General features: G+C 71.8%; 21 protein-coding genes. 10 read left to right on the forward strand and 11 right to left on the reverse strand.

Going from position 1 to position 22134, the window contains the following annotated elements; all coding sequences use genetic code 11:
• The 5 genes from ACFVQG_RS25525 to ACFVQG_RS25545 all read left to right on the forward strand — a co-directional run.
• The coding region (locus ACFVQG_RS25525) for a DUF397 domain-containing protein (protein ID WP_383388096.1) at positions 1-119 on the forward strand (119 nt) is incomplete at its 5' end.
• 40 nt (positions 120-159) lie between these two features.
• Positions 160-366 carry a DUF397 domain-containing protein gene (locus ACFVQG_RS25530; RefSeq protein WP_383387683.1) on the forward strand — a complete coding sequence of 69 codons (207 nt, stop codon included), beginning with the start codon at positions 160-162 and terminating at the stop codon, positions 364-366.
• A 146-nt stretch (positions 367-512) separates the two neighbouring features.
• On the forward strand, positions 513-1361 hold the full coding sequence (locus tag ACFVQG_RS25535; protein WP_383387685.1) for an LLM class F420-dependent oxidoreductase: 849 nt from the start codon (positions 513-515) through the stop codon (positions 1359-1361).
• 37 nt (positions 1362-1398) lie between these two features.
• On the forward strand, positions 1399-3984 hold the full coding sequence (locus ACFVQG_RS25540; protein ID WP_383387687.1) for a bifunctional FO biosynthesis protein CofGH: 2586 nt from the start codon (positions 1399-1401) through the stop codon (positions 3982-3984).
• Positions 3985-4073: 89 nt separating this feature from the next.
• Entirely contained in the window at positions 4074-4646 is a 573-nt protein-coding gene (locus tag ACFVQG_RS25545; RefSeq protein WP_383387689.1) for a hypothetical protein, read from the forward strand.
• Between the two features lie 10 nt (positions 4647-4656).
• On the opposite strand, the gene ACFVQG_RS25550 is transcribed toward ACFVQG_RS25545, so the two are convergent.
• On the reverse strand, positions 4657-5154 hold the full coding sequence (locus ACFVQG_RS25550) for a DUF2165 domain-containing protein (protein WP_383387691.1): 498 nt from the start codon (positions 5152-5154) through the stop codon (positions 4657-4659).
• Between the two features lie 148 nt (positions 5155-5302).
• Here ACFVQG_RS25550 and ACFVQG_RS25555 point away from each other — a divergent pair, with 148 nt between their 5' ends.
• A complete protein-coding gene (locus tag ACFVQG_RS25555) occupies positions 5303-6421 on the forward strand; it encodes an ADP-ribosylglycohydrolase family protein (RefSeq protein WP_383387693.1) in 1119 nt (372 codons plus the stop codon).
• Positions 6422-6442: 21 nt separating this feature from the next.
• Here ACFVQG_RS25555 and ACFVQG_RS25560 read toward each other — a convergent pair whose 3' ends face one another.
• From ACFVQG_RS25560 to ACFVQG_RS25575, 4 genes are all read right to left on the reverse strand, one after another.
• The gene (locus ACFVQG_RS25560) at positions 6443-8023 is read right to left on the reverse strand and encodes a sodium:solute symporter family protein (protein ID WP_383387695.1); all 1581 of its coding nucleotides are present in this window, start codon (positions 8021-8023) and stop codon (positions 6443-6445) included.
• A 150-nt stretch (positions 8024-8173) separates the two neighbouring features.
• The gene (locus ACFVQG_RS25565) at positions 8174-8965 is read right to left on the reverse strand and encodes an SDR family oxidoreductase (RefSeq protein ID WP_383387696.1); all 792 of its coding nucleotides are present in this window, start codon (positions 8963-8965) and stop codon (positions 8174-8176) included.
• A 266-nt stretch (positions 8966-9231) separates the two neighbouring features.
• Positions 9232-11085: an MFS transporter gene (locus ACFVQG_RS25570; RefSeq protein WP_383387698.1), complete on the reverse strand. Its 1854-nt coding sequence runs from the start codon at positions 11083-11085 to the stop codon at positions 9232-9234.
• Positions 11086-11195: 110 nt separating this feature from the next.
• Positions 11196-13640, reverse strand: coding sequence for a serine hydrolase (locus ACFVQG_RS25575; protein WP_383388098.1), 2445 nt, complete (start codon positions 13638-13640; stop codon positions 11196-11198).
• 225 nt (positions 13641-13865) lie between these two features.
• Between ACFVQG_RS25575 and ACFVQG_RS25580 the strand changes: the two genes are divergently transcribed.
• From ACFVQG_RS25580 to ACFVQG_RS25590, 3 genes are all read left to right on the forward strand, one after another.
• Positions 13866-14621, forward strand: a complete 756-nt coding sequence (locus tag ACFVQG_RS25580) for a GPP34 family phosphoprotein (RefSeq protein ID WP_383387700.1) — start codon at positions 13866-13868, stop codon at positions 14619-14621.
• A 295-nt stretch (positions 14622-14916) separates the two neighbouring features.
• Complete coding sequence (locus tag ACFVQG_RS25585; RefSeq protein WP_383387701.1) at positions 14917-15774, forward strand: helix-turn-helix domain-containing protein; 858 nt, start codon at positions 14917-14919, stop codon at positions 15772-15774.
• A gap of 183 nt (positions 15775-15957) precedes the next feature.
• The gene (locus ACFVQG_RS25590; RefSeq protein WP_383387703.1) at positions 15958-16149 is read left to right on the forward strand and encodes a DUF397 domain-containing protein; all 192 of its coding nucleotides are present in this window, start codon (positions 15958-15960) and stop codon (positions 16147-16149) included.
• 78 nt (positions 16150-16227) lie between these two features.
• Here the strand turns inward: ACFVQG_RS25590 and ACFVQG_RS25595 are convergent, their stop codons facing one another.
• Together ACFVQG_RS25595 and ACFVQG_RS25600 are read right to left on the reverse strand one after the other, a co-directional pair.
• On the reverse strand, positions 16228-16737 hold the full coding sequence (locus tag ACFVQG_RS25595) for a glutathione peroxidase (protein WP_383387705.1): 510 nt from the start codon (positions 16735-16737) through the stop codon (positions 16228-16230).
• A gap of 9 nt (positions 16738-16746) precedes the next feature.
• Positions 16747-17745, reverse strand: a complete 999-nt coding sequence (locus ACFVQG_RS25600) for an ArsR family transcriptional regulator (protein ID WP_383387707.1) — start codon at positions 17743-17745, stop codon at positions 16747-16749.
• A 93-nt stretch (positions 17746-17838) separates the two neighbouring features.
• On the opposite strand from ACFVQG_RS25600, the gene ACFVQG_RS25605 reads away from it, so the two are divergent.
• A complete protein-coding gene (locus ACFVQG_RS25605; RefSeq protein ID WP_383387709.1) occupies positions 17839-18993 on the forward strand; it encodes an MFS transporter in 1155 nt (384 codons plus the stop codon).
• Here ACFVQG_RS25605 and ACFVQG_RS25610 read toward each other — a convergent pair.
• From ACFVQG_RS25610 to tgmA, 4 genes are all read right to left on the reverse strand, one after another.
• The gene (locus ACFVQG_RS25610; RefSeq protein ID WP_383387711.1) at positions 18977-19927 is read right to left on the reverse strand and encodes an N-acetylmuramoyl-L-alanine amidase; all 951 of its coding nucleotides are present in this window, start codon (positions 19925-19927) and stop codon (positions 18977-18979) included. The genes ACFVQG_RS25605 and ACFVQG_RS25610 overlap by 17 nt on opposite strands.
• Before the next feature lie 322 nt (positions 19928-20249).
• The gene (locus ACFVQG_RS25615) at positions 20250-20738 is read right to left on the reverse strand and encodes a hypothetical protein (RefSeq protein WP_383387713.1); all 489 of its coding nucleotides are present in this window, start codon (positions 20736-20738) and stop codon (positions 20250-20252) included.
• Between the two features lie 54 nt (positions 20739-20792).
• The gene (tgmB, locus tag ACFVQG_RS25620; RefSeq protein ID WP_383387715.1) at positions 20793-21752 is read right to left on the reverse strand and encodes an ATP-grasp ribosomal peptide maturase; all 960 of its coding nucleotides are present in this window, start codon (positions 21750-21752) and stop codon (positions 20793-20795) included.
• Positions 21753-21766: 14 nt separating this feature from the next.
• Positions 21767-21958, reverse strand: coding sequence for a putative ATP-grasp-modified RiPP (gene tgmA / locus ACFVQG_RS25625; RefSeq protein WP_383388100.1), 192 nt, complete (start codon positions 21956-21958; stop codon positions 21767-21769).
• Positions 21959-22134: the final 176 nt, after the last annotated feature.

The following is a 22134-nucleotide window of genomic DNA, read 5'->3' on the forward strand; positions in this document are numbered from 1 at the left end:
ACGGCCTCCCCGGCGTCGTCCCGGTCCGCGACTCGAAGACGGCCTCGTACGACGGTCCTGTCCTCGTCTTCCAGCCCAGGGCGTGGTCCGCCTTCGTCGCTGGGCTCCGGACGGAGTGACCAGAAGCGCATGCCAACCCACTGTTCGAGGACTACCGACATGGCAAGCACAGAGGCTGACCTGAGCACCGTCCGCTGGTACGGGAGCAGCTACAGCAACGGCAGCGGCGGCGACTGTGTCGAGGTCGCCCACGGCCTCCCCGGCGTCGTCCCGGTCCGCGACTCGAAGACGGCCTCGTACGACGGTCCTGTCCTCGTCTTCCAGCCCAGGGCGTGGTCCGCCTTCATCACCGCACTCACGTCCTGACGCTCCCGGGGTCATCCACAGGCTGGGCGGGTTGACGGTGACGGGTGGCCCTCAAACCCACGGCAACACGTCAGCGCGGGGATCGGCCCGCCTGATTCCGACTGGTCGGTATGGACAGATGGAGCCGCCCACGGTACAACCGGGGCATGCGCATCGCCGTGACGATCTTCCTCACCGACGAGACGATCACCCCCACCCGGCTCGCCCGCGAGCTGGAGCAGCGGGGCTTCGCCGGGCTCTATCTGCCCGAGCACACCCATATCCCCGTAGAGCGGACCACGCCGTACCCGGGAGGCGGGGACCTGCCTCGTGAGTACGGTCGTACCCTCGACCCCTTCATCACGCTCGGTCAGGCCGCCGCCGTCACCGAGCGGCTCGGGCTCGGGACCGGCATCACGCTGGTCGCCCAGCACGATCCGATCGATCTGGCCAAGCAGATCGCGACCCTGGACCAGCTGTCCGGCGGACGCTTCACCCTCGGCCTCGGCTTCGGCTGGAACGTCGAGGAGGCCGCCGACCACGGCGTGGAGTGGCGCACGCGCCGTGACCTCGTCCGGGACCGGATGCGGCTCATGCGGGCGCTCTGGGCGGATGAACCCATGGCTTACGAGGGCGAGTTCGGTGGCGTGCGGGCCAGTTTCGCCTATCCCAAGCCCGTGCAGAAGCCGCGTGGGCCGGTCAGCGGGCCGCGCACGCTGGTCGGCGGGGCGGCCGGGCCGAAGCTGTTCGCCCACATCAGCGAGTACGCCGACGGGTGGATGCCGATCGGCGGGCGCGGTCTGTCCGACTCGCTGCCGGTGCTGCGCGCCGCCTGGTCCGACGCGGGCCGCGATCCGGGCGCCCTCCAGGTGGTGCCGTACGCCGTCCACCCCACCCCCGGCAAGCTCGCGCACTACGCGGACCTCGGGGTCGAGGAGACCGTCGTGCAGTTGCCGCCGGGCGGGGAGGCGGAGGTGCTGCGGACGTTGGACGCGTACCAGGTCCACCTGTCCTGAACGCCGCCGTGCTGATCAGCGCTCGTATGCTCGAAGAATGACGACTCCCGCGACCTCCGGAACCGGCCCGACCGAGAACTCCATGCGTCGCGCCCTCAAACGCGCCCGGGACGGCGTCGCCCTCGACGTCTCCGAGGCGGCCGTGCTGCTCCAGGCCCGCGGCGAGGCCCTCGCCGACCTCACCGCGTCCGCCGCCCGGGTGCGCGACGCGGGGCTGGAGGCGGCGGGCCGCGCCGGTGTCATCACGTACTCCAAGAGCGTCTTCATCCCGCTGACCCGGCTCTGCCGGGACAAGTGCCACTACTGCACCTTCGTCACCGTCCCGGGCAAGCTGCGGCGCGCGGGGCACGGGATGTTCATGTCGCCGGACGAGGTGCTCGACGTCGCCCGGCGCGGTGCCGCGCTCGGCTGCAAGGAAGCCCTCATCACCCTCGGCGACAAGCCGGAGGACCGGTGGCCGGAGGCGCGTGAGTGGCTCGACGCGCGGGGCTATGACGACACCATCGCCTACGTACGGGCCATCTCCATTCGGATCCTGGAGGAGACGGGGCTGCTGCCTCACCTCAACCCGGGTGTGCTGAGCTGGACCGACTTCCAGCGGCTCAAGCCTGTCGCCCCTTCCATGGGGATGATGCTGGAGACCACTGCCACGCGGCTGTGGTCCGAGCCGGGCGGTCCGCACTACGGTTCCCCGGACAAGGAACCCGCGGTGCGGCTGCGGGTTCTGGAGGATGCCGGGCGCTCCTCCGTTCCCTTCACCTCCGGCATCCTCATAGGCATTGGGGAGACCTATGAGGAGCGTGCGGAGTCCCTGTTCGCCCTCAGGAAGACCTCCCGCGCCTACCACGGCATCCAGGAACTGATCATCCAGAACTTCCGCGCCAAGCCGGACACCGCCATGCGCGGCATGCCGGACGCGGAGCTGGACGAACTCGTCGCCACGGTCGCCGTCGCCCGGCATCTGCTCGGGCCCGCCGCCTGTCTCCAGGCGCCGCCCAACCTCGTGGACGCCGAGTACGAGCGGCTCATCGGCGCGGGTATCGACGACTGGGGTGGCGTCTCGCCGCTCACCATCGACCACGTCAACCCCGAGCGTCCCTGGCCGCAGATCGAGGAACTCGCCGAGAAGTCCCGGGCGGCGGGCTTCGAGCTGCGGGAACGGCTGTGTGTGTACCCCGAGTTCGTCACCCGTGGCGAACCCTGGCTCGACCCGCGGCTGCGTCCGCACGTGGCCGCCCTCGCCGACCCGGAGACCGGACTGGCCCGCCCGGACGCGGTGGTCGAGGGTCACCCCTGGCAGGAACCGGAGGAGGCCTTCACCGCCACCGGTCGTACGGATCTGCACACCACGATCGACACCGAGGGGCGTACCTCCGACCGCCGCGACGACTTCGACGAGGTGTACGGCGACTGGGGCGCCCTGCGCGAGGCCGCCGCCCCGGGCATGGTGCCCGAGCGCATCGACACGGACGTGCGGGAGGCGCTGCGCACCGCCGCCGACGACCCCACGCGGCTCACCGACGCCGAGGCGCTGGCGCTGCTGCACGCGGACGGGCCCGCGCTGGACGCGCTGTGCCGGATCGCGGACGACGTGCGCCGGTCGGCGGTGGGCGACGAGGTGACGTACATCGTCACCCGCAACATCAACTTCACCAACGTCTGTTACACCGGCTGCCGCTTCTGCGCCTTCGCCCAGCGCCGCACGGACGCGGACGCGTACACCCTCTCCCTGGACCAGGTGGCCGACCGGGCGCAGCAGGCCTGGGACGTCGGCGCGGTGGAGGTGTGCATGCAGGGCGGCATCCATCCGGACCTGCCGGGCACGGCGTACTTCGACATCGCGAGGGCCGTGAAGGAGCGGGTGCCGGGGATGCACGTGCACGCCTTCTCGCCGATGGAGGTCGTCAACGGGGCCACTCGTACGGGCATGTCCATCCGGGAGTGGCTGACCGCGGCGAAGGAGGCGGGGCTGGACTCGATCCCGGGTACGGCGGCGGAGATCCTCGACGACGAGGTCCGCTGGATCCTGACCAAGGGCAAGCTGCCCACCGCGACCTGGACCGAGGTCGTGACGACGGCCCACGAACTGGGCATCCGGTCGTCCTCGACGATGATGTACGGCCATGTCGACCAGCCCCGCCACTGGCTGGCCCACCTGCGCACCCTCGCCGGGATCCAGCAACGCACGGGCGGTTTCACGGAGTTCGTGACGCTCCCGTTCATCCACACCAACGCGCCCGTGTATCTGGCGGGAATCGCTCGCCCCGGTCCGACGATGCGCGACAACCGCGCGGTCACGGCGATGGCTCGGCTGCTTCTCCATCCCCATATTCCCCACATCCAGACGAGTTGGGTGAAATTGGGTACGGAGGGTGCGGCGGAGATGCTCCGCTCCGGTGCCAATGACGTCGGTGGGACCCTGATGGAGGAGACGATCTCCCGGATGGCGGGGTCCTCCTACGGCTCGTACAAGTCGGTGCGCGACCTGATCGCCGTGGCGGAGGCGGCGGGGCGTCCGGCGCGTCCGCGGACCACTCTTTACGGTGAGGTTCCGCAAGAGCGGCAGCGGGCGGCGCGGGAGTCGGACGGGCACCTTCCGGAGCTGTTGCCGGTGCTGGACTGACGCGACCGGCGGACCGTGGGGAGGGCCGCGCGAAGTACGATGATCCGACCCCGGGGTCGACGGGTCTCCCGGGGTCGGATACTGAGGAGATGCGTGCCGTGCGGATTCCCTCCTGGGCCTGGGTCACCGGCCTGACCGCGGGGGCGGTCGTGGCGGTCGCCGTGCTGGCCGTCCAGGCCGAGCGGGGCCCGCAGCCCATCGCCTCCGCCACTCCGCGCCCCACGGCCTCGGCACCCGCCGACTCCAAGCCCTCGGCCGACCCCAGCGAGGCCGCCCCCGCGCCGGTGCCGGACGACTCCGGAACCGGGCGCCGGGTCGTGTACTCCCTGGGCGAGAAGCGGGTGTGGCTGGTCGACGCGAGCGACTCCGCCCGCCGCACCTTCGCCGTCTGGCCGGGGACCGTCAGTCCGGACCCCGGCAGCTACGCGGTGTCCTCCCGCAACGAGGCCACCACCGGCTCGGACGGCGTCGAGATCGAGAACATCGTCTACTTCACCGCCAAGTCCGGCGTCTTCATCGGCTTCTCCAACGCCCTCGACGGCTCGTCCCCGCCCCCGCCCGCCGAGGGCGCCCAGACAGGCGGCATCCGGATGCGCGCGGCGGACGGGGACGCGCTGTGGGCGTTCGGTACGGCGGGGACGACCGTCGTGGTGGTCGGCTAGCGGGTCGCGGTCAGCCCGCCGCGTCGGTGCGCGGTGCCGCCTGTACGACGAGCAGCGCGACGCCGCTGAGCAGGACCACCCGCAGGGCGGCGTCCAGCCCGTTCCAGTCCGCCGACTGCCACATGGCGAACCACTCCCCGCCGATCGCCATGAACCCGGCCCCGAACAGCAGCAGCACCATCAGCAGCCCGTACGTCGAGAACCGCCGGGCCGGGCCCTGGCCGCGGCGCGCCCACAGCCAGGTCGCGTAGACCAGCAGGAGCGCGGCAACCGTCTCCCACACGATGATCGCCACATAGGCGGCATCCTGGATCCACCGGGTGGTGATGGCCCGCCACATCAGATCCTCGTCCTTGAACGTCGTGTCCATGGCCAGCACATGCCGTACGAACTGCTGGTTGGTCCCGAAGTCCGTGATGTTCCCGAAGGCCACGAGGGCCATGTAGAGCGCGACGGTCCCCGTGAGGACGGTCGCGGCGAGGGGGATGGTGCGCGAGGTTGTGGTCATGACACTCATCCTCTCCACCGTCCCTGAGGCCCCATGCGTCATTGAGCCACCCTGACCGGTCCTCTTTCTGCCGCCAACGGACCGTTCCCGTTCGATTACAGTGCTGAACTGTCGTACGGAACGGACGGACGGTGCCTGGGAGGTCGGGGTGAGTGGGACAGCCGGTGCCGTCTGGGGGCGGGGCGAGCAGCAGGACTTCCGGAGCCGGGTGCGCGGGACGCTGCTCGGGGCGGCGATCGGGGACGCGCTCGGGGCGCCCGTCGACGGGCTGGGGCTCGACGGCATCCGGGAGGCGCACGGCGCCGAGGGGGTCGTGGACCTGTCGCCCGCCTACGGCCGGCGCGGTGCCGTCACCCACCTCACCCAGCTCACCCTCTTCTCCGTGGACGGCCTGATCCGTGCCCAGGTACGCCGGGACACCGGCGCCTGGCACCCGCCGACCGATCTGCACCGGGCGTACCTGCGCTGGGCCACCACCCAGCGGGACTGGGGGCCCGACGAGCGGCGCAAGGACGACGGGTGGCTGGCGCGGGAGGAGTGGCTGTACGCCCGGCGCGATCCCACGCGGACGCTGCTGCTCGGGCTCGGCGACGACGTCATGGGCACCCTGGAGGCGCCGAAGAACCCCGGTGCGGACGGGCCCGAGGCCGCCGCCCGCTCGGCGCCCTTCGGGCTGCTCGTCGGCTGGGAGCCGCAGCTCGTCGTCCAGCTCGCCGTGGAGTGCGCCGCGCAGACCCACGGCCACCCCACCGCCTGCCTCGCGGCGGGCGCGTACGCCGTGATCGTGCACGGGCTGGCGCTGGGGGAGGGCCTCGACGGGGCCGTGCAGCGGGCGCTCGGGCTGCTCGCCGCGCGGCCGGGGCAGCAGCCGGTCGCGGACGCCTTGCAGCAGGCGCTCGGGGCGGTGCGGCAGGGCATCCCCAACCCGGGGCGGGTGGCCGAGCTGGTGGGGGAGGGGACGGCCGGGCAGGTGGTGTCCGCCGCCGTGTACTGCGCCTTCGTCGGCGACGACGTCCGGCAGGGGCTGCGGCTCGCCGTCAACCAGGACGGGCCCTCCGCCGTCACCGCCGCCCTCACCGGCGGCCTCCTCGGCGCCCTGCACGGCGAAACGGCCCTCCCCCCGGCCTGGCTGGCCGAGCTGGAGGGCCGTCCCACGATCCTGGAACTCGCCGACGACTTCGCGATGGAGATGACGCAGGGTCCGGCACTGCACGGTCCGGCGGGCGCGGCTCCGGCCTGGCTGGCGCGGTATCCGCGGGGGGCCTAGCCCGTAGCCGGGAAGGACCCCTCAGTCCTTCACCGTCGTCCCCACCCCACCGCTCTCCGCCGCCGGTGCCGCCGCGGGTGCGGGGATGGCCGCCGACGCGGAGTCGTCGCCGTCCGTGTTGATGCGCTCGATGATCGCCAGTCGTTCGGGGGTGTCCTCCGGCTTGATGAAGCCGATCAGGATGTAGAGGATCAGCGAGACGGCCAGCGGGATGGACACCTGGTACTGGAGGGGGACGCCGCCGTCCACGTTCCAGTGGATCGGGTAGTTGACCAGCCAGAAGGCCAGCAGACCCAGCCCCCAGCTCACCAGCGCCGCCGTCGGTCCGGAGCGGCGGAACGGGCGCAGCAGGCCCAGCATCATCGGGATGGCGATCGGGCCCATCAGACCGGCCACCCACTTGATCACCACGGTGATGATGTCCTTGAACGTGGGCGAGTTGACCTGCGTCGCCACCGCCATGGAGAGGGCCAGGAAGACGACCGTCGTCAGCCGCGCCGCGATCAGCCCCGAGCGGTCGTTCCACCGCCGCGCCTTCGCCGACAGCACCGGCGCCACGTCCCGGGTGAACACGGCGGCGATGGCGTTGGCGTCGGAGGAGCACATCGCCATGGTGTGCGAGAAGAAGCCGACGATCACCAGGCCCAGCAGACCGTGCGGCAGCAACTGCTCGGTCATCAGGGCGTAGGAGTCGGAGCCGTCCCCCTTCTCGGAGGTCACCAGCAGCGGGGACATCCACATCGGGAAGAACAGCACCAGCGGCCAGACCAGCCACAGCGCCGCCGAGAGGCGGGCCGAGCGCTCGGCCTCCTTCGGGGTGGGGGTGGCCATGTACCGCTGGGCCTGGTTGAGCATGCCGCCGTTGTACTCGAACAGCTTGATGAAGAGGAAGGCCAGCAGGAACACCGTGCCGTAGGGGCCGACCAGGGGCTTCTCGTGGCCGTCCAGGGCGGGTTCGTCCCAGACGCCGAAGAAGCCGCCGTAGTCGCCGATCTCGACGAGGACGGCCACGAACATCGCGAGACCGGCCAGCAACTGGATGACGAACTGGCCGAGTTCGGTGAGCGCGTCCGCCCACAGGCCGCCGATGGTGCAGTAGATGCCCGTGACGACGCCGGTGATGAGGATGCCCTGGTTGAGGGAGACGCCGGTGAAGACCGACAGGAGCGTGGCGATGGCCGCCCACTTCGCGCCCACGTCCACGATCTTCAGCAGCATGCCGGACCAGGCCAGCGCCTGCTGGGTCCTGAGGTCGTAGCGGTTCTTCAGGTACTCCAGCGGGGAGGCCACATGGAGTCGGGAGCGCAGCCGGTTGACGCGCGGCGCGAACAGCTTGGATCCGATGGCGATGCCCAGCGCGATCGGGAAGGACCAGGTCACGAAGGACGTGACGCCGTAGGTGTACGCGATCCCGGCGTAGCCGGTGAACATCACCGCGCTGTAGCCCGACATGTGGTGCGAGATGCCGGAGAGCCACCAGGGCATCTTGCCGCCCGCGGTGAAGAAGTCGCTGACGTCGTCCACGCGTTTGTGGGACCAGACGCCGATCGCGACCATCACACCGAAATAGCCGATGAGCACGGCCCAGTCGAGACTGTTCATGCGCCACCCTTCAACGGTCCGCCTTGTGAACGGCCCGCTCATCGTGGTGGCGTCTACGTGGGCACGACAAGGAAGGGGAAGGTCAAGAGGGAGTAAAAATGTTCGGTGCGATGACTCTGGTTCATGGACGTGAACGCCCGGCCGGGGGTCTCAGCGCATCAGTTCCCCCGCGTTGACCAGCAGCGACTGCCCCGTGATCGCCCTCGCCCGGTCCGATACGAGGAACACCGCCGCGTCCGCCACATCCGCGTCCGTCGCCAGCTCCGGCAGCGCCATCCGCGCCGTCAGCCGCCCCAGCACCTCCTCCTCCGGCACCCCCTCACGCTCCGCCGCCCGCCGCACGTACGCCCGCACCGGCGGCCCCCACATCCAGCCCGGCAGCACCGTGTTCACCCGGATCCGGTCCGGCCCCAGCTCCCGCGCCAGCGAGTACATCGCGCTGGTCAGCGCCCCCTTCGAGGCCGCGTACGCCGCCTGCCGCACCTGCGAGGGCGCCGCCACCGCCGACTGCGTCCCGACGAACACCACCGCGCCGCCCCCGTCCGCCGCCCGCAGCCCCGGCAGACAGGCCCGCGTCATCCGCAGCGTCCCCAGCAGGTTCACCTCCAGCACCCGCGACCAGTCCGCGAAGTCGGCGTCCTCCAGCCCGCCGAAGTAGCGGTCCAGCGCGGCCACGTGCACCACCCCCGAGATCCCCCCGAACCGCTCCCGCGCCAGCTCCGCCAGCGCCACGCACTGCGCCTCGTCGGTGATGTCCGTCGCCCGGTACGCCGTGTGCGCCCCGCCCGGATCCACCTCCGCCGCCGTCTTCGCCAACCGCGCCTCCGTACGCGCGCCGAGCACCGCGTTCCCGCCGTCCCGGACGACGGCCGCCGCGACCTGGTGCCCGAGCCCGGCGCCGACTCCGGACACGACGACGGTCTTCCCCGCGAGCAGTGACATGAGCACCCCTCCATGACCCCGGCGCTGTATCTGACGAGGCGTCAGAGTATGGCCGCGGCCACCAGGAAGAGGAAGGGAACATGAGCGGGTTGTCCGCCGAACTGGCCGCCGTGGGCCCCTACGGAGTCCACCCCGGCTGTGCCCGACACGCGGACCCCTACGGAGTCCACCCCGGCTGTGCCCGACACGCGGACCCCTACGGAGTCCACCCGGCTGTCCCCGGCACGCGGACCCCTACGTCAGCGAACTGAGGTGCCGGGCGGGCGTCAGCGCAGTTCCTCCGGGCAAGGCGTCCCCCGAGGGAACTGATACGGCGCCCCCAGCCGGTACACCCCCGCCTTCGGCGCGAGCAGCACCGTCCACTTGTCGCCGTGCGGGTCCTCCTCCGCCTCCATCAGGCAGCCGTTGGCGTTGTCGAAGGTCTTCGGCTCGCCCTCGGCCCGGTCCTTGGAGGCGTCCGTCTCCTTCGGCGGCTCCACGCCCTTGCCCTCGGCGTCGACCAGTCCCAGCCAGGGCGAGTACGGCACCCGGATGAGGACGCGGCCGGGCTGGCGTACCTCCACCGTCATCTCCCCCTGCTCGGCACGGTCGACCACGGCGGGCGGATCGGCGAGCGGTGCCGGGTCCTGCACGGCGAACAACTGCCAGTTGGCGTCGCCCCAGATCTGCTGGAGGTACGGCAGCCCGCGCTGCACCAGCTCCCGCTCCCGCTGCCCGCCGTCACCGTCGGGCTCGTCCTTGGGCAGCACCACGAAGTGCACGGCCCAGCGCTTGAGCCACTCGTGGTAGTTCGCGGAGTTGAGGGTGTCGTCGTAGAAGAGGGGATTGCGGTCCATGTCGGCCTGGCGGTTCCAGCCGCGGGCCAGGTTGACGTACGGCGCCAGGGCGGAGGCCTCCCGGTGGGAGCGGGCCGGGACGACCTCGACCCGGCCCTTCTCCGCGCCGACCTCCTGAAGCTCGTTGACCAGCGGCGCCAGCTCGCGCGCCCAGGACGCCGCCGGGGTGGTGTGCACCACGTCGTCGACGGACTTGAAGCCGATCCAGAAGGTGAACACGGCCAGCGAGAGGACGATCGTGTACCACTTGCGGGTCCGCGCCACCGCGAACGGCAGCGCCGCCACCAGCGCCACCCCCGCGAACATCATCGCCAGCCGGGTGATGTTCGACCCGATCTGCGAGCTGATCAGCCACACCAGCAGCACCGCGAGCCCGTACACCGCCGCCGTGATCCGTACCGTCGTCCACTCGCGCGGTACGCAGGCGAAGACGGCGATGGCGGACAGCAGCGGCAGTATCGCCGAGCCGAACGACATCGGCTGGGTACCGGAGAACGGGAACAGCCACGCCGACACCGCCACCACCGCGCTCGGCGCCAGCCCCAGCGCCCACGCCCCCGGCCGCCGCTTCTGCAGGAACAGCGCCGCCGCCACCAGGCCCACGTACAGTCCGGCGACGGGTGAGGCCATGGTCGCGAGCGCCGCCAGCGGGGCCGCGCACAGCGCCTTCGCCCAGCGCTTGTAGCGCCAGCGGTGCGGCCAGCAGAAGACGACGGCGACCGCGCCCAGCGCGAACACCGTCCCGAGCCCGAACGTCACCCGCCCCGAGGCCGCGTTGCACAACAGCGCGAACACCCCGGCCGCCGCTGCCCACAGCGGGTTCCGCACCGATCTGCTGCGCATCAGGACCAGCGTCAGCAGCCCCGCCGACACCGTCCCGGCGATCATCATCGTCGTACGGACCCCGAGCACCGACATCAGGTACGGCGACACCACGCTGTACGACACCGGGTGCATACCGCCGTACCAGGCGAGGTTGTACGCCGAGTCGGGGTGCCGCCCGACGAACTCGGCCCAGGCGTCCTGCGCCGCGAGGTCGCCTCCGCTGTTCGCGAAGGTGAAGAACCAGACGACGTGCAGGACTCCCGACAGGCCGGTGAAGAAGAGGATCGGGTGCCGGGAGACGCGGGCCCGCAGCGCCTGGACGGCCGGGTGGCGGGAGAGGCGGGAGAGACGGGAGGCGGGCGCGTCGGACGCGGGTACGAGTATTCGCGGCCCGCTGTCCGGGCTCTTGTCCGGGTTCGGACTGGCGTCACCGGCGTGTGTCGGCTCCGTAGTGACCACCTGAAGGCACTCCCCGTGTCCCGTATCTGTCCCGTTTCGCGACGCTAGCAGAGACCCCGCCGGTGGTCGCCCGGGCGGGCGACCACCAGCGGGGTGGGCCGTTGTGCGGCTCAGGCGATACGGGTCAGCTTGTCCATGAAGCCCGGCTCGGCGAGATCGCCCTGAAGGGCGACCGGCACCTCGACCGCACCACCGCTGTCGTCACCGACGGTGAGCGTGCCCACCTTGGTGCCCGCCTTGGCGGTGTGCGGTACGTCGTCGGAGGCGAAGGACAGCTTCACCTCGAGCCCGGCCCAGCCGACCGCGGTGACGTCCTCGGTGACGACGACGGGGGTCCGCCCGCCGAGCCCGTCGTCCACGTACCCGACGACGTCGCCCTTCTCGAGGATCTTCGCCGGGGTGAGCGCCTCTTGAGCACCGAGCATCGCGGTCTTGCTGACCGCGTTGACGGTGTCGATGATCGGCGCCTTGTGCTGTCCGAGGATCGCGCCTACGAGGGTGACCGTCTCACCGTCGACCTCCTTGCGGGAGGCGAAGAGGAGGTTGCCACCGGCGGCGGTGGTGGTGCCGGTCTTGATGCCGATGGCGCCGTCGTAGGGGACCAGATAGTTGTAGTTGTACCACTTCTGTCCGGACGGGTCGGTCCACTGCCCCATGCTGGTGATCTTCATCAGCTCGTCCATCTTCACCAGCTCGTTGCCGAGCTTCACCTGGTCCTCGGCGGTGGAGACGGTGGTCTCCTTCAGGCCCGACGCGTCGGTGTACGTGGTGTTGGTCATGCCCAGTTCCTTGGCGGTCTCGTTCATCTTCTCGATGAACGCCTCCTCGGAACCGGCGTCCCAGCGGGCCATCAGGCGGGCGATGTTGTTCGCCGACGGGATCATGATCGCGGAGACGGCGTCCCGCACGGAGATCTGGTCGCCGTCCTTGACGGTGTTGAGCGTCGACTCGCCCTGCTCGTTGTATCCGCCCTCCTTCTCGGCGAGCGCGTCGACGGGGATCATCTCCCCGTCCTCGCCCTCCTTCAGCGGATGGTCCTTCAGCACGACGTACGCCGTCATCGCCTTGGCCACCGACCCGATCGCGACCGGCTTCTGCTCACCGAAGTCGCTCATCGTGCCGATGCCGTGCACATCCATCCAGCCCTGGCCCTCACTCGGCCACGGCAGCCCCTTCAGGTCGCCCTCGAAGGAGTACGACTCCTGCGCGGTCAGCGTCAGCGTCGGCGTCGGCAGCGGGCGCACGGCCTGCACGATCGCAAACACGATCGCCAGCAGCAGCACCAGCGGCGTCCAGATCTTCACCCGCCGCGCGAGCGTCCGCATCGGGGTCGCCGGGGGCGGCGGCGTGTTCGTCAGCTCCGCCAGCAGATCGAGCGGCGGCTTCGGCGGCAACGGCTGCTGCGTGGTCCGCTCCGGCCCGACCTGCGGCATCCCCGAGGTCACGTCCCCGGGCACCGGCCGCCCGGCCACCTCGTCGGCCAGGGGCTTGAGCGCGACGAACTTGCTGGTGCGCTCGGCGTTGGCGGGGGCGGGGGGCTTCGGTGTGGCGGGGGGCTCGGGGTCCTCCGCGGGGGCCGTGGGCGCCGTGGGCGCCGTGGGGGGCTTGAGGGCGTCGCCCAGCTTGAGCATGGTCGTCGGCTGATCGACCTCGGGCTTCTTCAGGCGTACAGCCTTGAAGACGGCTGTGGGCTGGTCGACGGGGGGTGCGCCGGAGCCGTCGGCTTCCGGTGCGGTGTCGGTGTCGTCGCCGCCATCGTTGTCCGGGTCCGGGTCCGGGTCCGGGTCCGAGTCCGGGGCCGGGGCCGGGTCCGAGTCCGGGTCGGTGTTGGTCTCGGTGTCCGAGTCGGTGTCGGCGTTGGGGGCGGGGTCGACCTCTGGCCGGTCGTCGTCACCGGGGCCGTCGGCCTCATCGCTCGCGTCGCTCTCGCCCGCGTCACGATCCTCGACGGCGTCCGCGTCACGGCCCCCGGCGGCTTCCGCATCGTCGACCGCGGAGCCCTCCGCGTCGCCCGCGTCCTCACTCCGATCCTCACCGGCGTCCTCGGCCCGGGCCTCCTCCGCCTCCGCCGGGGCATCCGCACCGCCCCCGCCCTCGGCGTCCCGCGCGCCCTCGGCCTCCGAGCCCTCCGAGCTGTCGGTCGAAGCGTCCTGGGCCTCCGAGCCGTCGGTCGAAGCGTCCTGGGCCTCCGAGTCCTCAGCCGAAGCCTCCTCGCCCTCCGCACCTCCCGCCGGAGCCCCCGACGCCTCCTCCTCCGCCTCCCCGCCGGAAGGCGACGTCACCCAAGCCGCCACCGCCGCCCGCAACCGCTCATCACGCTCCGGGCCACCCGGGCCTGAGCCGCCGGGCCCGCCCGGTGCGGAGAGCACCCGGGTGGCCGTATCCGCGCGGCGGCCGGAGGCCTCCGCCTCCTCCCGGGTGACGGCGAGACGCGGGTCGCGGGACTCGCCCCGCGCCCCGGGAACCGGACCCGCGCTCCCCGACGTCGGTTCTTCCGACGACTCGCGCTGCCTCGAACTGTCGGGGGACTCGCCCGCCACCGATGCCTCCTCCATGCGCCGCACGTACTCTGTGCTCCTACCCGAAAACCCTGGAACCGCCGCCCGGACCACCGCCCCACGGCCTGTCCGAACCGTGTACCAGTGTCCTGTGTGCGGGCCTGCCCCACGCGGTAGACGAGAACGACATACCTACTGGTTCCACTACAAACAGGTCACGCACCCTCGACAGACGGATGTGAGAGGGGTCACCCTGTCATTCATCCACGCGGGGAGGCATGGATGGGCAGGAGCCGCAGAACACTTCCGGAGGAGCTTCTGCTGCTGGCGTTGGACCCGGCCACGGGTACCACTGCACAGCCGCAGTCGCTCGACCTCGGTCTGGCCGGAGCACAGCTAGTAGAGCTGGCGCTGGCCGGACGGATAGCCCCTGACGGGGATCGTATCGCCGTGGTCGTACCACGGCCGACAGGAGATCCGACTTTGGACTGCGCGTTGGAGTTGCTGCGAAGGCGTGGCGCTCCCGTACGGGCCGTCCACTGGATTGGCGGACCCCGGCTGGGGCTCCGTCAGACGTACCTCTCGCATCTGGAGCGCTGCGGCATGGTGCATGCCGTGGAGGGCCAGATGTGCGGGGTGCTGCCGACCACTCGCTACCAGGCGACGGACAACGCCATCAGCCGGGAGATCAGGGCCCGGCTGGACTCCGCGATCCGCACCGGCGTACCGCCGGACCCGCGGACGGCGGCGCTCGCCGCGCTGGCGCACGCGGTCGGCCTCGGCAAGCACCTGTATCCGGGCAACGAGGGACGCTCGTCCCGCTCCCGGCTGCGGGACCTGATCAGGCACGACCCGATGGGCGGCCTCGTGGCGCACGCCGTGATGGACGTCCAGAACGGCGTGGCGGCCCAGCCGCGCCGCAGCCCGGCCCAGGTGGCAGGCCGTCCGGCCGGTCCCGGGGCCAGGCAGGCGCCGGAACCCGCCCGCGGCGTTCCGACGCAGCCGCGCCGCGGGATGGCGCGCGCCGTGGCTCACTGAGCCGCAGTCCACGGCACGCACCGCGCACACAGACCCGGTTCGGGAGCCGCAGCGACCCGCGCGGGGTGGTGGGACCGTACGCATGTACCGGTACGGCCCCACCGCCCCGCGCGGTCGCGCACCGCCCCGGGCGTGGCGTACGGACGTGTGCTGTTCGGCCATCCGCCGTGAACTGGCGTGTACCCGCCGCATATCCCTGGTTCTCCAGCGGTAAGAAGCACCTTGGTGGCAGTCTGCTCAACAGCAGATACGCAAAGTCGCAAGTTCAGGCAATGCAGCCGGAGGTGCACGTCCCGTGGCGTCCAATGTCAATCCCACAGTCAGGCGGCGCCGGCTGGGTCAGGAGTTGCGCAGGCTTCGTGAGATCAAGGGCATGACGGCCGAGGAGGTGGCCGAGCGCCTGCTGGTGTCCCAGTCGAAGATCAGCCGCCTGGAGAACGGCCGCCGCAGCATCAGCCAGCGCGATGTGCGCGATCTGTGCGGGGTCTACGAGGTGGAGGACCACAGGATCGTCGACTCGCTGATGCAGATGGCCAAGGACTCCCGGCAGCAGGGCTGGTGGCATTCCTTCGGCGACATCCCCTACAGCGTCTACATCGGCCTGGAGACGGACGCGGCGAGCCTGAGGGTGTACGACCCGCAGGTGGTGCCGGGGCTGCTGCAGAGCCGTACGTACGCGGAGTCGCTGATCACGGGCGCGCTGCCGGAGGCGACACCGGCCGACATCGAGAAGCGGGTGCAGGTGCGGCTGCGTCGGCAGGAACGTATTTCTGCGGCCGAGAACCCGCTGCGGCTGTGGGCGGTGATCGACGAGGCGGCGGTGCGCCGGGAGGTCGGCAACAAGCAGGTGATGATCGAGCAGCTGGAGTATCTGCTGGAGATGTCCCAGCTGCCGCATGTGACGGTGCAGTTGATCCCGTTCGCGATGGGCGCGCATCCCGGGGTGAGCGGGCAGTACGCGATTCTGGAGTTCCCGGACGCGGCCGACTCGAGCGTGGTCTACATCGAGGGCGTCACCAGCGACCTTTATCTGGAAAAGGCGCAGGATGTCCAGAAATACAGCGTGATGTACGAGCATCTGCGGGCACAGGCCCTGAATGTCGACCAAACTCGGGAATTTATCTCGAACGTGGCAAAAGACTACGCACGCTGAGCGAGCCGCCGAACGGTACACGATCGCCCGGTCTGGATGGAAGACCCCACTGGAATATGCCATCCGGTCGAGTGAATAGTCTCTCCGGACGCCGATGTTGGCGAGTAGCGTCGATCACGCCAATCACGCACGAAGGTTGGCGCGATCCGAGCACATCGACTGCACCTGGCAACTGGAGTGAACATGGCAATCAAGCAGGGCACGACGGACACGTGGGTCAAGTCCTCGTACTCCCAGGGCAACGGCGCCTGCGTCGAGGTCAAGTCCCCTGTCCACAGCGCGCTGGCCGTACGGGACTCCAAGGTCCCCGCGGGCCCCGTCCTGGGCTTCCCCGCCGACGCGTGGAACGCCTTCGTGGCCTCGGTCAAGGCGTAGCACCGCGCACGCACCACCGACGAGCCCTCTCGACCAGTCCGCCGTCCTAGCCGAGGGGGCTCGGTTCATGCCGGTCCGTCAGCCGAGCGCGCGCTCCACCGCCGCCACGACCTCCGCGGACTCCGGCTCGGTCCGCGGCGCGAACCGCGCCACGACCTCACCGTCCCGCCCGATCAGGAACTTCTCGAAGTTCCAGCGAATGTCCCCGGTGTGCCCCTCGGCATCGGCGAAGCCGGTCAGACGGTCGTAGAGCGGATGCCTCCCCGCCCCGTTCACCTCCACCTTCTCGGTCATCGGGAACGTCACGCCGTATGTCGCCGCACAGAACTCGGCGATCTCCTCCGCACTGCCGGGCTCCTGCCCCATGAACTGGTTGCACGGCACCCCGAGCACGGTGAAGCCCTGTCCGGCGTACCGCTCGTGCAGCCGCTCCAGGCCCGCGTACTGCGGGGTCAGCCCGCACTTCGAGGCCACGTTCACGATGAGCACGGCCTGCCCGGCGTACTGCTTGAGGTCCGCCGAACCGCCCTGCAAGGCGCCAATCCCGATGTCGAGTACGGATCCGTTGCCGTCGGTGTTCGTCGTCATGCCCGGATGCTAGCCCCGCCGTGTGACGCCCTCGTGCCCGCCCCCGCCCCCGCGCCCCGCCTCCACCAGCGCGTCCCCGGCCGCCGTCCGCGCGTACAGCACCGACCGCCCGGCCCGGCGCCGCGTCACCAGCCCCGCGTCCAGCAGCACCCGCAGATGCCGTCCGACCGAGCCGAGGCCCTGCCCGGTGACCGCGACGAGCTGAGTGGTGCTCATGGGGGAGCCGAGCAGCGTCAGCACCGTCGCCCGCGCCCCGCCGAGCAGCGCGGCCAGCCCCGTGGGCACGGGATCGGCGTGCGCCAGCGCGCCCGCGCACGGGTAGACGACGGCGTACCGCTCGGGTTCCTCCCAGGACAGCCAGCCGGTCGCGTGCGCGGTCACGGGTACGAGGACCAGCGTGGCCCCCGATATCTCGCGCGGCGGATGGGCGTGCAGGTTCACCTGGAGCCGGTTGCCGCCCAGCCACCGGGTCCGCCCCGGCCGCAGCCCGTCCAGCGCCGCCGCCCAGCCGCCCCGGCCCACCTGCGCGGTCCGCGCGACGACATCGGCCTCCAGGACGCGCCGACGCCGGGCCCAGTACGGCCGTACCGCCTCGGCCCACACGTACTCCAGCAGGTCCGCCGCACGGCCGGGCAGGTCGTCGCGGTCCAGCGCGGCGGGCAGCGGCCCGGCGAGGGAGCGGCGCAACTGCGCACGCGCGTCCCGCGGATCCGCCGCCCGCACCCGGGCCAGCCCCTCCGCGAAGCTCTCCCCGTCATACGGCACCGGCGTCAGGAAGTCGGCGATCCAGTCCCGCCCGAGCCCGGCCCGGACGAGCAGCGCGGACACGGGATCGGCGGCGATCCGCTCCCGGTAGCCGGGCAGATGCGCCCGCAGCCAGGCCTGCTCACCGGGGTGCCCGCCCGCCCCCGAGTGCAGCACCCGCAGACTCGCGAAGGTCTCGGCGAGCGGGGAGAGCACGAACCGGCTACCGGCGAGCGTGTCGGCACTGACCTGCCACCAGCCCATGCCGCCCGCCACCCCCGATGCCCACCCGCTCCGTCGTTTCGCGCCTGTGCGCAACAGTAACGACCGCCGACCGGACCGCCGCAGACTCCGCGCATGCGCAGCTACCGGGACCTCTTCCGCACCCCCGAGTTCGGCCCGCTGTTCCTGGGCTCCGCCGTCCAGACCGCCGCCGGGACGATCGGTGGGCTGGCGGTCGGCACGCTGGTGTACCGGGCGACCCAGTCGCCGCTGCTGGCGGCGGTCGGGATGTTCGGGCCGTCGTTGGCGCAGGTGCTGGGCGCCACGTTCCTGATGTCGGGTGCCGACCGGTTGCCGCCGAGGGCCACGCTGACGGGCGTCTCGCTCGCCTTCGCGGCCGGTACGGCGGTGCTGGCGCTGCCCGGACTGCCGGTGGGGGCGGTCTTCGCGGTGCTGTTCGCGCAGGGGCTGGTCGCGTCCCTGGGCGGCGGGGTGCGCTGGGGGCTGCTGACGGAGATCCTCGCCAAGGACGGCTATCTGCTGGGCCGCTCGGTGTTCGGCATGGCGTCCGGGCTGACGCAGATCGCCGGGTTCGGGGCGGGCGGGGTCCTGATCGCCGTACTGGCGCCCCGCCCGGCCCTGCTGCTGGCCGCGCTGCTGCACGCCGCCGCCGCGATCACCGTCCGGCTGGGGCTGACCCGCCGCCCGCCCCGCGCCACGGGCCGACCGTCGGTGGCGGCGACCTGGCGGTCCAACGCCCTGCTGTGGTCCTCCCGCCCACGCCGCCGGGTCTATTTGCTGCTCTGGCTCCCCAACGGCCTGGTCGTGGGCGCCGAATCCCTCTACGTGTCCTACGCCCCCGACACCGCCGGACTGCTGTTCGCCTGCGGGGCGCTGGGCCTGCTCGCGGGCAACGTGACGGTGGGACGGCTCGTACCGCCCGGCCGCCGGGCGCGGCTCGGCGGCCCGCTGCTGGTGCTGCTCGCCGCGCCCTATCTCGTCTTCTTCCTGCGCCCCGCGCTGCCGGTGGCGGCCGTGCTGGTGACGGTGGCGTCGGCGGGGTTCGGGGCGAGCCTCGTCCACCAGGAACGCCTCGTCGCCCTCACCCCCGACGACCTCTCCGGGCACGCCCTCGGCCTGCACTCCGCCGGGATGCTCACCCTCCAGGGCCTCAGCGCGACGCTGGCCGGGACGGTCGCCCAGCTCACCTCGGCGGCCACCGCGATGACGGCGATGGCGTCGGCGTCGCTCGCGGTGACCGCCTGGCTGACCCTCACGCCACGACGGTGAACAGTCCCGTCCGCTCCCCGAGCCTGCTCAGGGAGATCTTGCCGGGGATGCCGTCGGCGTTGGTGCCGCCGTAGCCGAGGTGGCGCTGCCACTTGGCGTAGGCGGCGATGGTGGTGGTGCCGAAGGAGCCGTCACCCGCGTACGTCTTGGCCAGGTAGCCCAGCTTGACCAGCGCCGCCTCGGTGAGGTTGGTGCCCGCCATATAGGTGACGTGGCCCTGCCGGGCGCCGGGATCGGTCTTCGCGGCGCTGACCAGGCGGGACAGGTCGACGCGGGGCCTGGTCGCGGTGCCGGGCTTGGTCGCGTTGCCGGGCTTGGTGGTCACCGGTCCGGTGGCGGCCCCCGGCTTCCTGGCGAGCTGCTTGCGTACGTCGGCCCGGAAGTCGTCCATGTCGAAACTGGGGTCGATCTTGCCGGGCTGGACCTCCTTGTGCCCGGCGACGGACTTCTCCGTCCAGCCGTGCGCCCGGCACAGCGCCGCCGCCCACAGCACGGCCTGCCGGTACTGGGCGTCCGGGTAGGGGTCCTCGCCGTCGCCGAGGTTCTCGATCTCCAGGCCGTACAGGCAGTCGTTGCCGTCGGCGTCGGCCTGGTTGTCGCGGGGGAGCGGCTTCTCCGCGCGCAGGGCGTCGAGCACGTCGGGGTCCACCCCTCCGGCGTGGTTGGCGCGACCGTGGCCCAGCAGCCACAGCCCCGCGCTCTTGCCGAGCCAGGCGTGGCAGAGCGGCCCGGGAAGACCGGGTCTGCCCCGGAAGCACAGCTCCTTGTCGTTGCGTCCGGCGGTGTGGTGGATCAGCACCCCGATCACGGGGCCGAACTTCTTGCCGGTCGCCGCGTCGCGGTTGTGCGTACGCCAGCCGTCGTGCTCATGGACGCTGAGACCCTCGGCCTTCAGCGCGGCAAGCGTCTTCGCGGCGGACAGCGGGGTGGCCATGGCTTGGTTCCTCTCGGAGCGGTGCGTCAAGTGGTCAGCTCGCGCGGGCGAGTTGGGACGCGGGCCGGTGGCGGCCGGGGCCCGTCTCGTAGGGGTACAGCTTGGCGGAAGCGGGCCGGTGGTGGGCCGGAATCCGCACGTTGGGTGGGGCTTGCGGAGGCGTTGGGGAGGCGTGGGGAGGGGCGTCAACCTCGGGTTCCGGCTGTTGGGCTGGACCACGGTTCGTCCCTGGCGGTCGGGTTCCGGCTGTCGGGCCGGACCACGGTCCGTCCCCGGCGGTCGGCGCGGGGGGAGCGCCCCCCCCGGGCAGGCGGGGTGCGCCTCACATCCCGTGCGGAGCCACCCGCATCCCCCGGCCGCCCGATCCGCCGTCGCCCCTGTGCGCGGCCAGCCACACCCCCCGCACCAGCGCCCAGGCCACCAGCGCGGCCACCACCGGGACGCCGAACAGCATGGTCAGCCCCGCGCCGATGTTGGCGCCGATCACCCCGGCGGTGAGGACCCGGTAGCCGACGCCGATGACCAGCCCGGCCACCATCAGCGGTGCGAGGACCTGCCACCAGCGGGCGTCCAGCCGCCCGGCGCGCGAGGCGCGGACGAGCAGGGCCGCGGCGAGGCCGCCGAGGAGGAGGGCGGCGGCGCCGACGAGGGCGGCGGGGCCGTCGGCGATGTCCAGCGGCCGGTAGGCGTAGTCGAGTTCGGCGGGCGCGACGCCCTCGGCGTCCTGTCGGCCCATCAGGCCCCAGGCGGCGACCGGTACGGCCGTCACGAGTGCGGTGGCGGCGGTCAGAAGCGTTCCCCGTGTGGTCATGTGTCCATGGTGGCCGGGCCCGCCCGACCGGACATGAGCACCCATACTCAGCCGCTACTCATCCGGCCCCGTCCCCACACCTGCGTCCCCGTCCTCCAGCCACCGCGCCACCGCCTCCGAGATGGGCAGCCCGCTCTCCAGCTCGACGAACCCGAACTGGCCCCCCTGGTTGCACTCCAGGAACCACCACACCCCGTCCAGGTCCTCGGCGAAGTCGAAGGCGGCGTAGGCCAGCCCGGCCCGTGAGACGTACTCCCGCACCGACGCCCCGATGCGCCTCGGCACGGCCACCGGCTCCCAGAGGTGCCCGGTGTCGCCGTAGCGGCCGTCGATCTGGTCCGGCTCGGCGGTCTTGCGTGCCGCGAAGATCCGGGTGCCGACGCAGGTCAGCCGGATGTCGGCCCGCTTCGGTATGTACCGCTGGAGCAGCGCAGGACCGGCCGCGACCGCGGCGAAGTCGGCGTCCGGGCCGATGAGGGTCGTCGGCAGCACCAGCGCGGGCCCGGGACCGCCGCGCGGCGGACCCGAGGCGGCCTTCACCACCACCTCCCGGTGCTCCTCGGCGAACTGCCGGGCCAGCAGGGGGGCGGTGGTGAAGACGGTCGGCGGCACGGCGAACCCACTGTCGTGGGCGACGCGCAACTGCCAGGGCTTCAGACGCGCCTGTTCGGCGCTGCGCGGATGGTTCATCCACCGCGCGGGGGAGGAGTGCAGCATCCCGAAGAGGGCCTGCCGGGTCTCGGCGGTCAGCCACGGGGAGGCGTGGGCCGCGTGCGCGGCGGGTTCGCCGGGGCGGCGCATCCAGACGGAACGCAGGCCGCCCACGCACACGGTGCGCCCGTTCACCGACAGATGCCCGTGCACGTCGCCGTCGCGGTACTCGACGGAGAGCGCGGCCCTGCCCGGCAGGTCGGCGGGGTCGAGGCGCAGCACGGGGGTGCCCGCGGCGTGCAGCCGGGCCACCACCATGTCGGCGGTCACGTCCTCGTCGGACGTGAGGATCAGTACGGTCATGCGGTCGAGGCGCGTCAGTCGTCGAAGTGCGTCTGGGACCCGGCGGTGGACGTGGTCGTCCCGGCCGCCAGCAGCAGTTCGGTGTCGCTGATCGCGGGACGGCCGTCGGGCAGCACGTTCAGCTGACGCGCCACGTCGAACCGGTACGGCGGGACCGTGTCCGTCGGCCTACGGGAGGAGGCGTACTGGAGGGTGAACGGCCGCACGGAGGACCTCCAAGGGGTCTGCTGGATGCGCTGGAGCTGCTGGTCGTACATCACTTCTGCATCAACTGCACCACTGGTGCTCATGATTCCCACACCCCACACATCGCACGGCTCGTGGGAAGTGTCACTGCGGACGTCGCCGGGGGTGTGAGCGCGAGTACCCCCGGAGGGGTTGA

This window comes from Streptomyces sp. NPDC057877 (assembly GCF_042796855.1).
Taxonomy (GTDB): domain Bacteria; phylum Actinomycetota; class Actinomycetes; order Streptomycetales; family Streptomycetaceae; genus Streptomyces.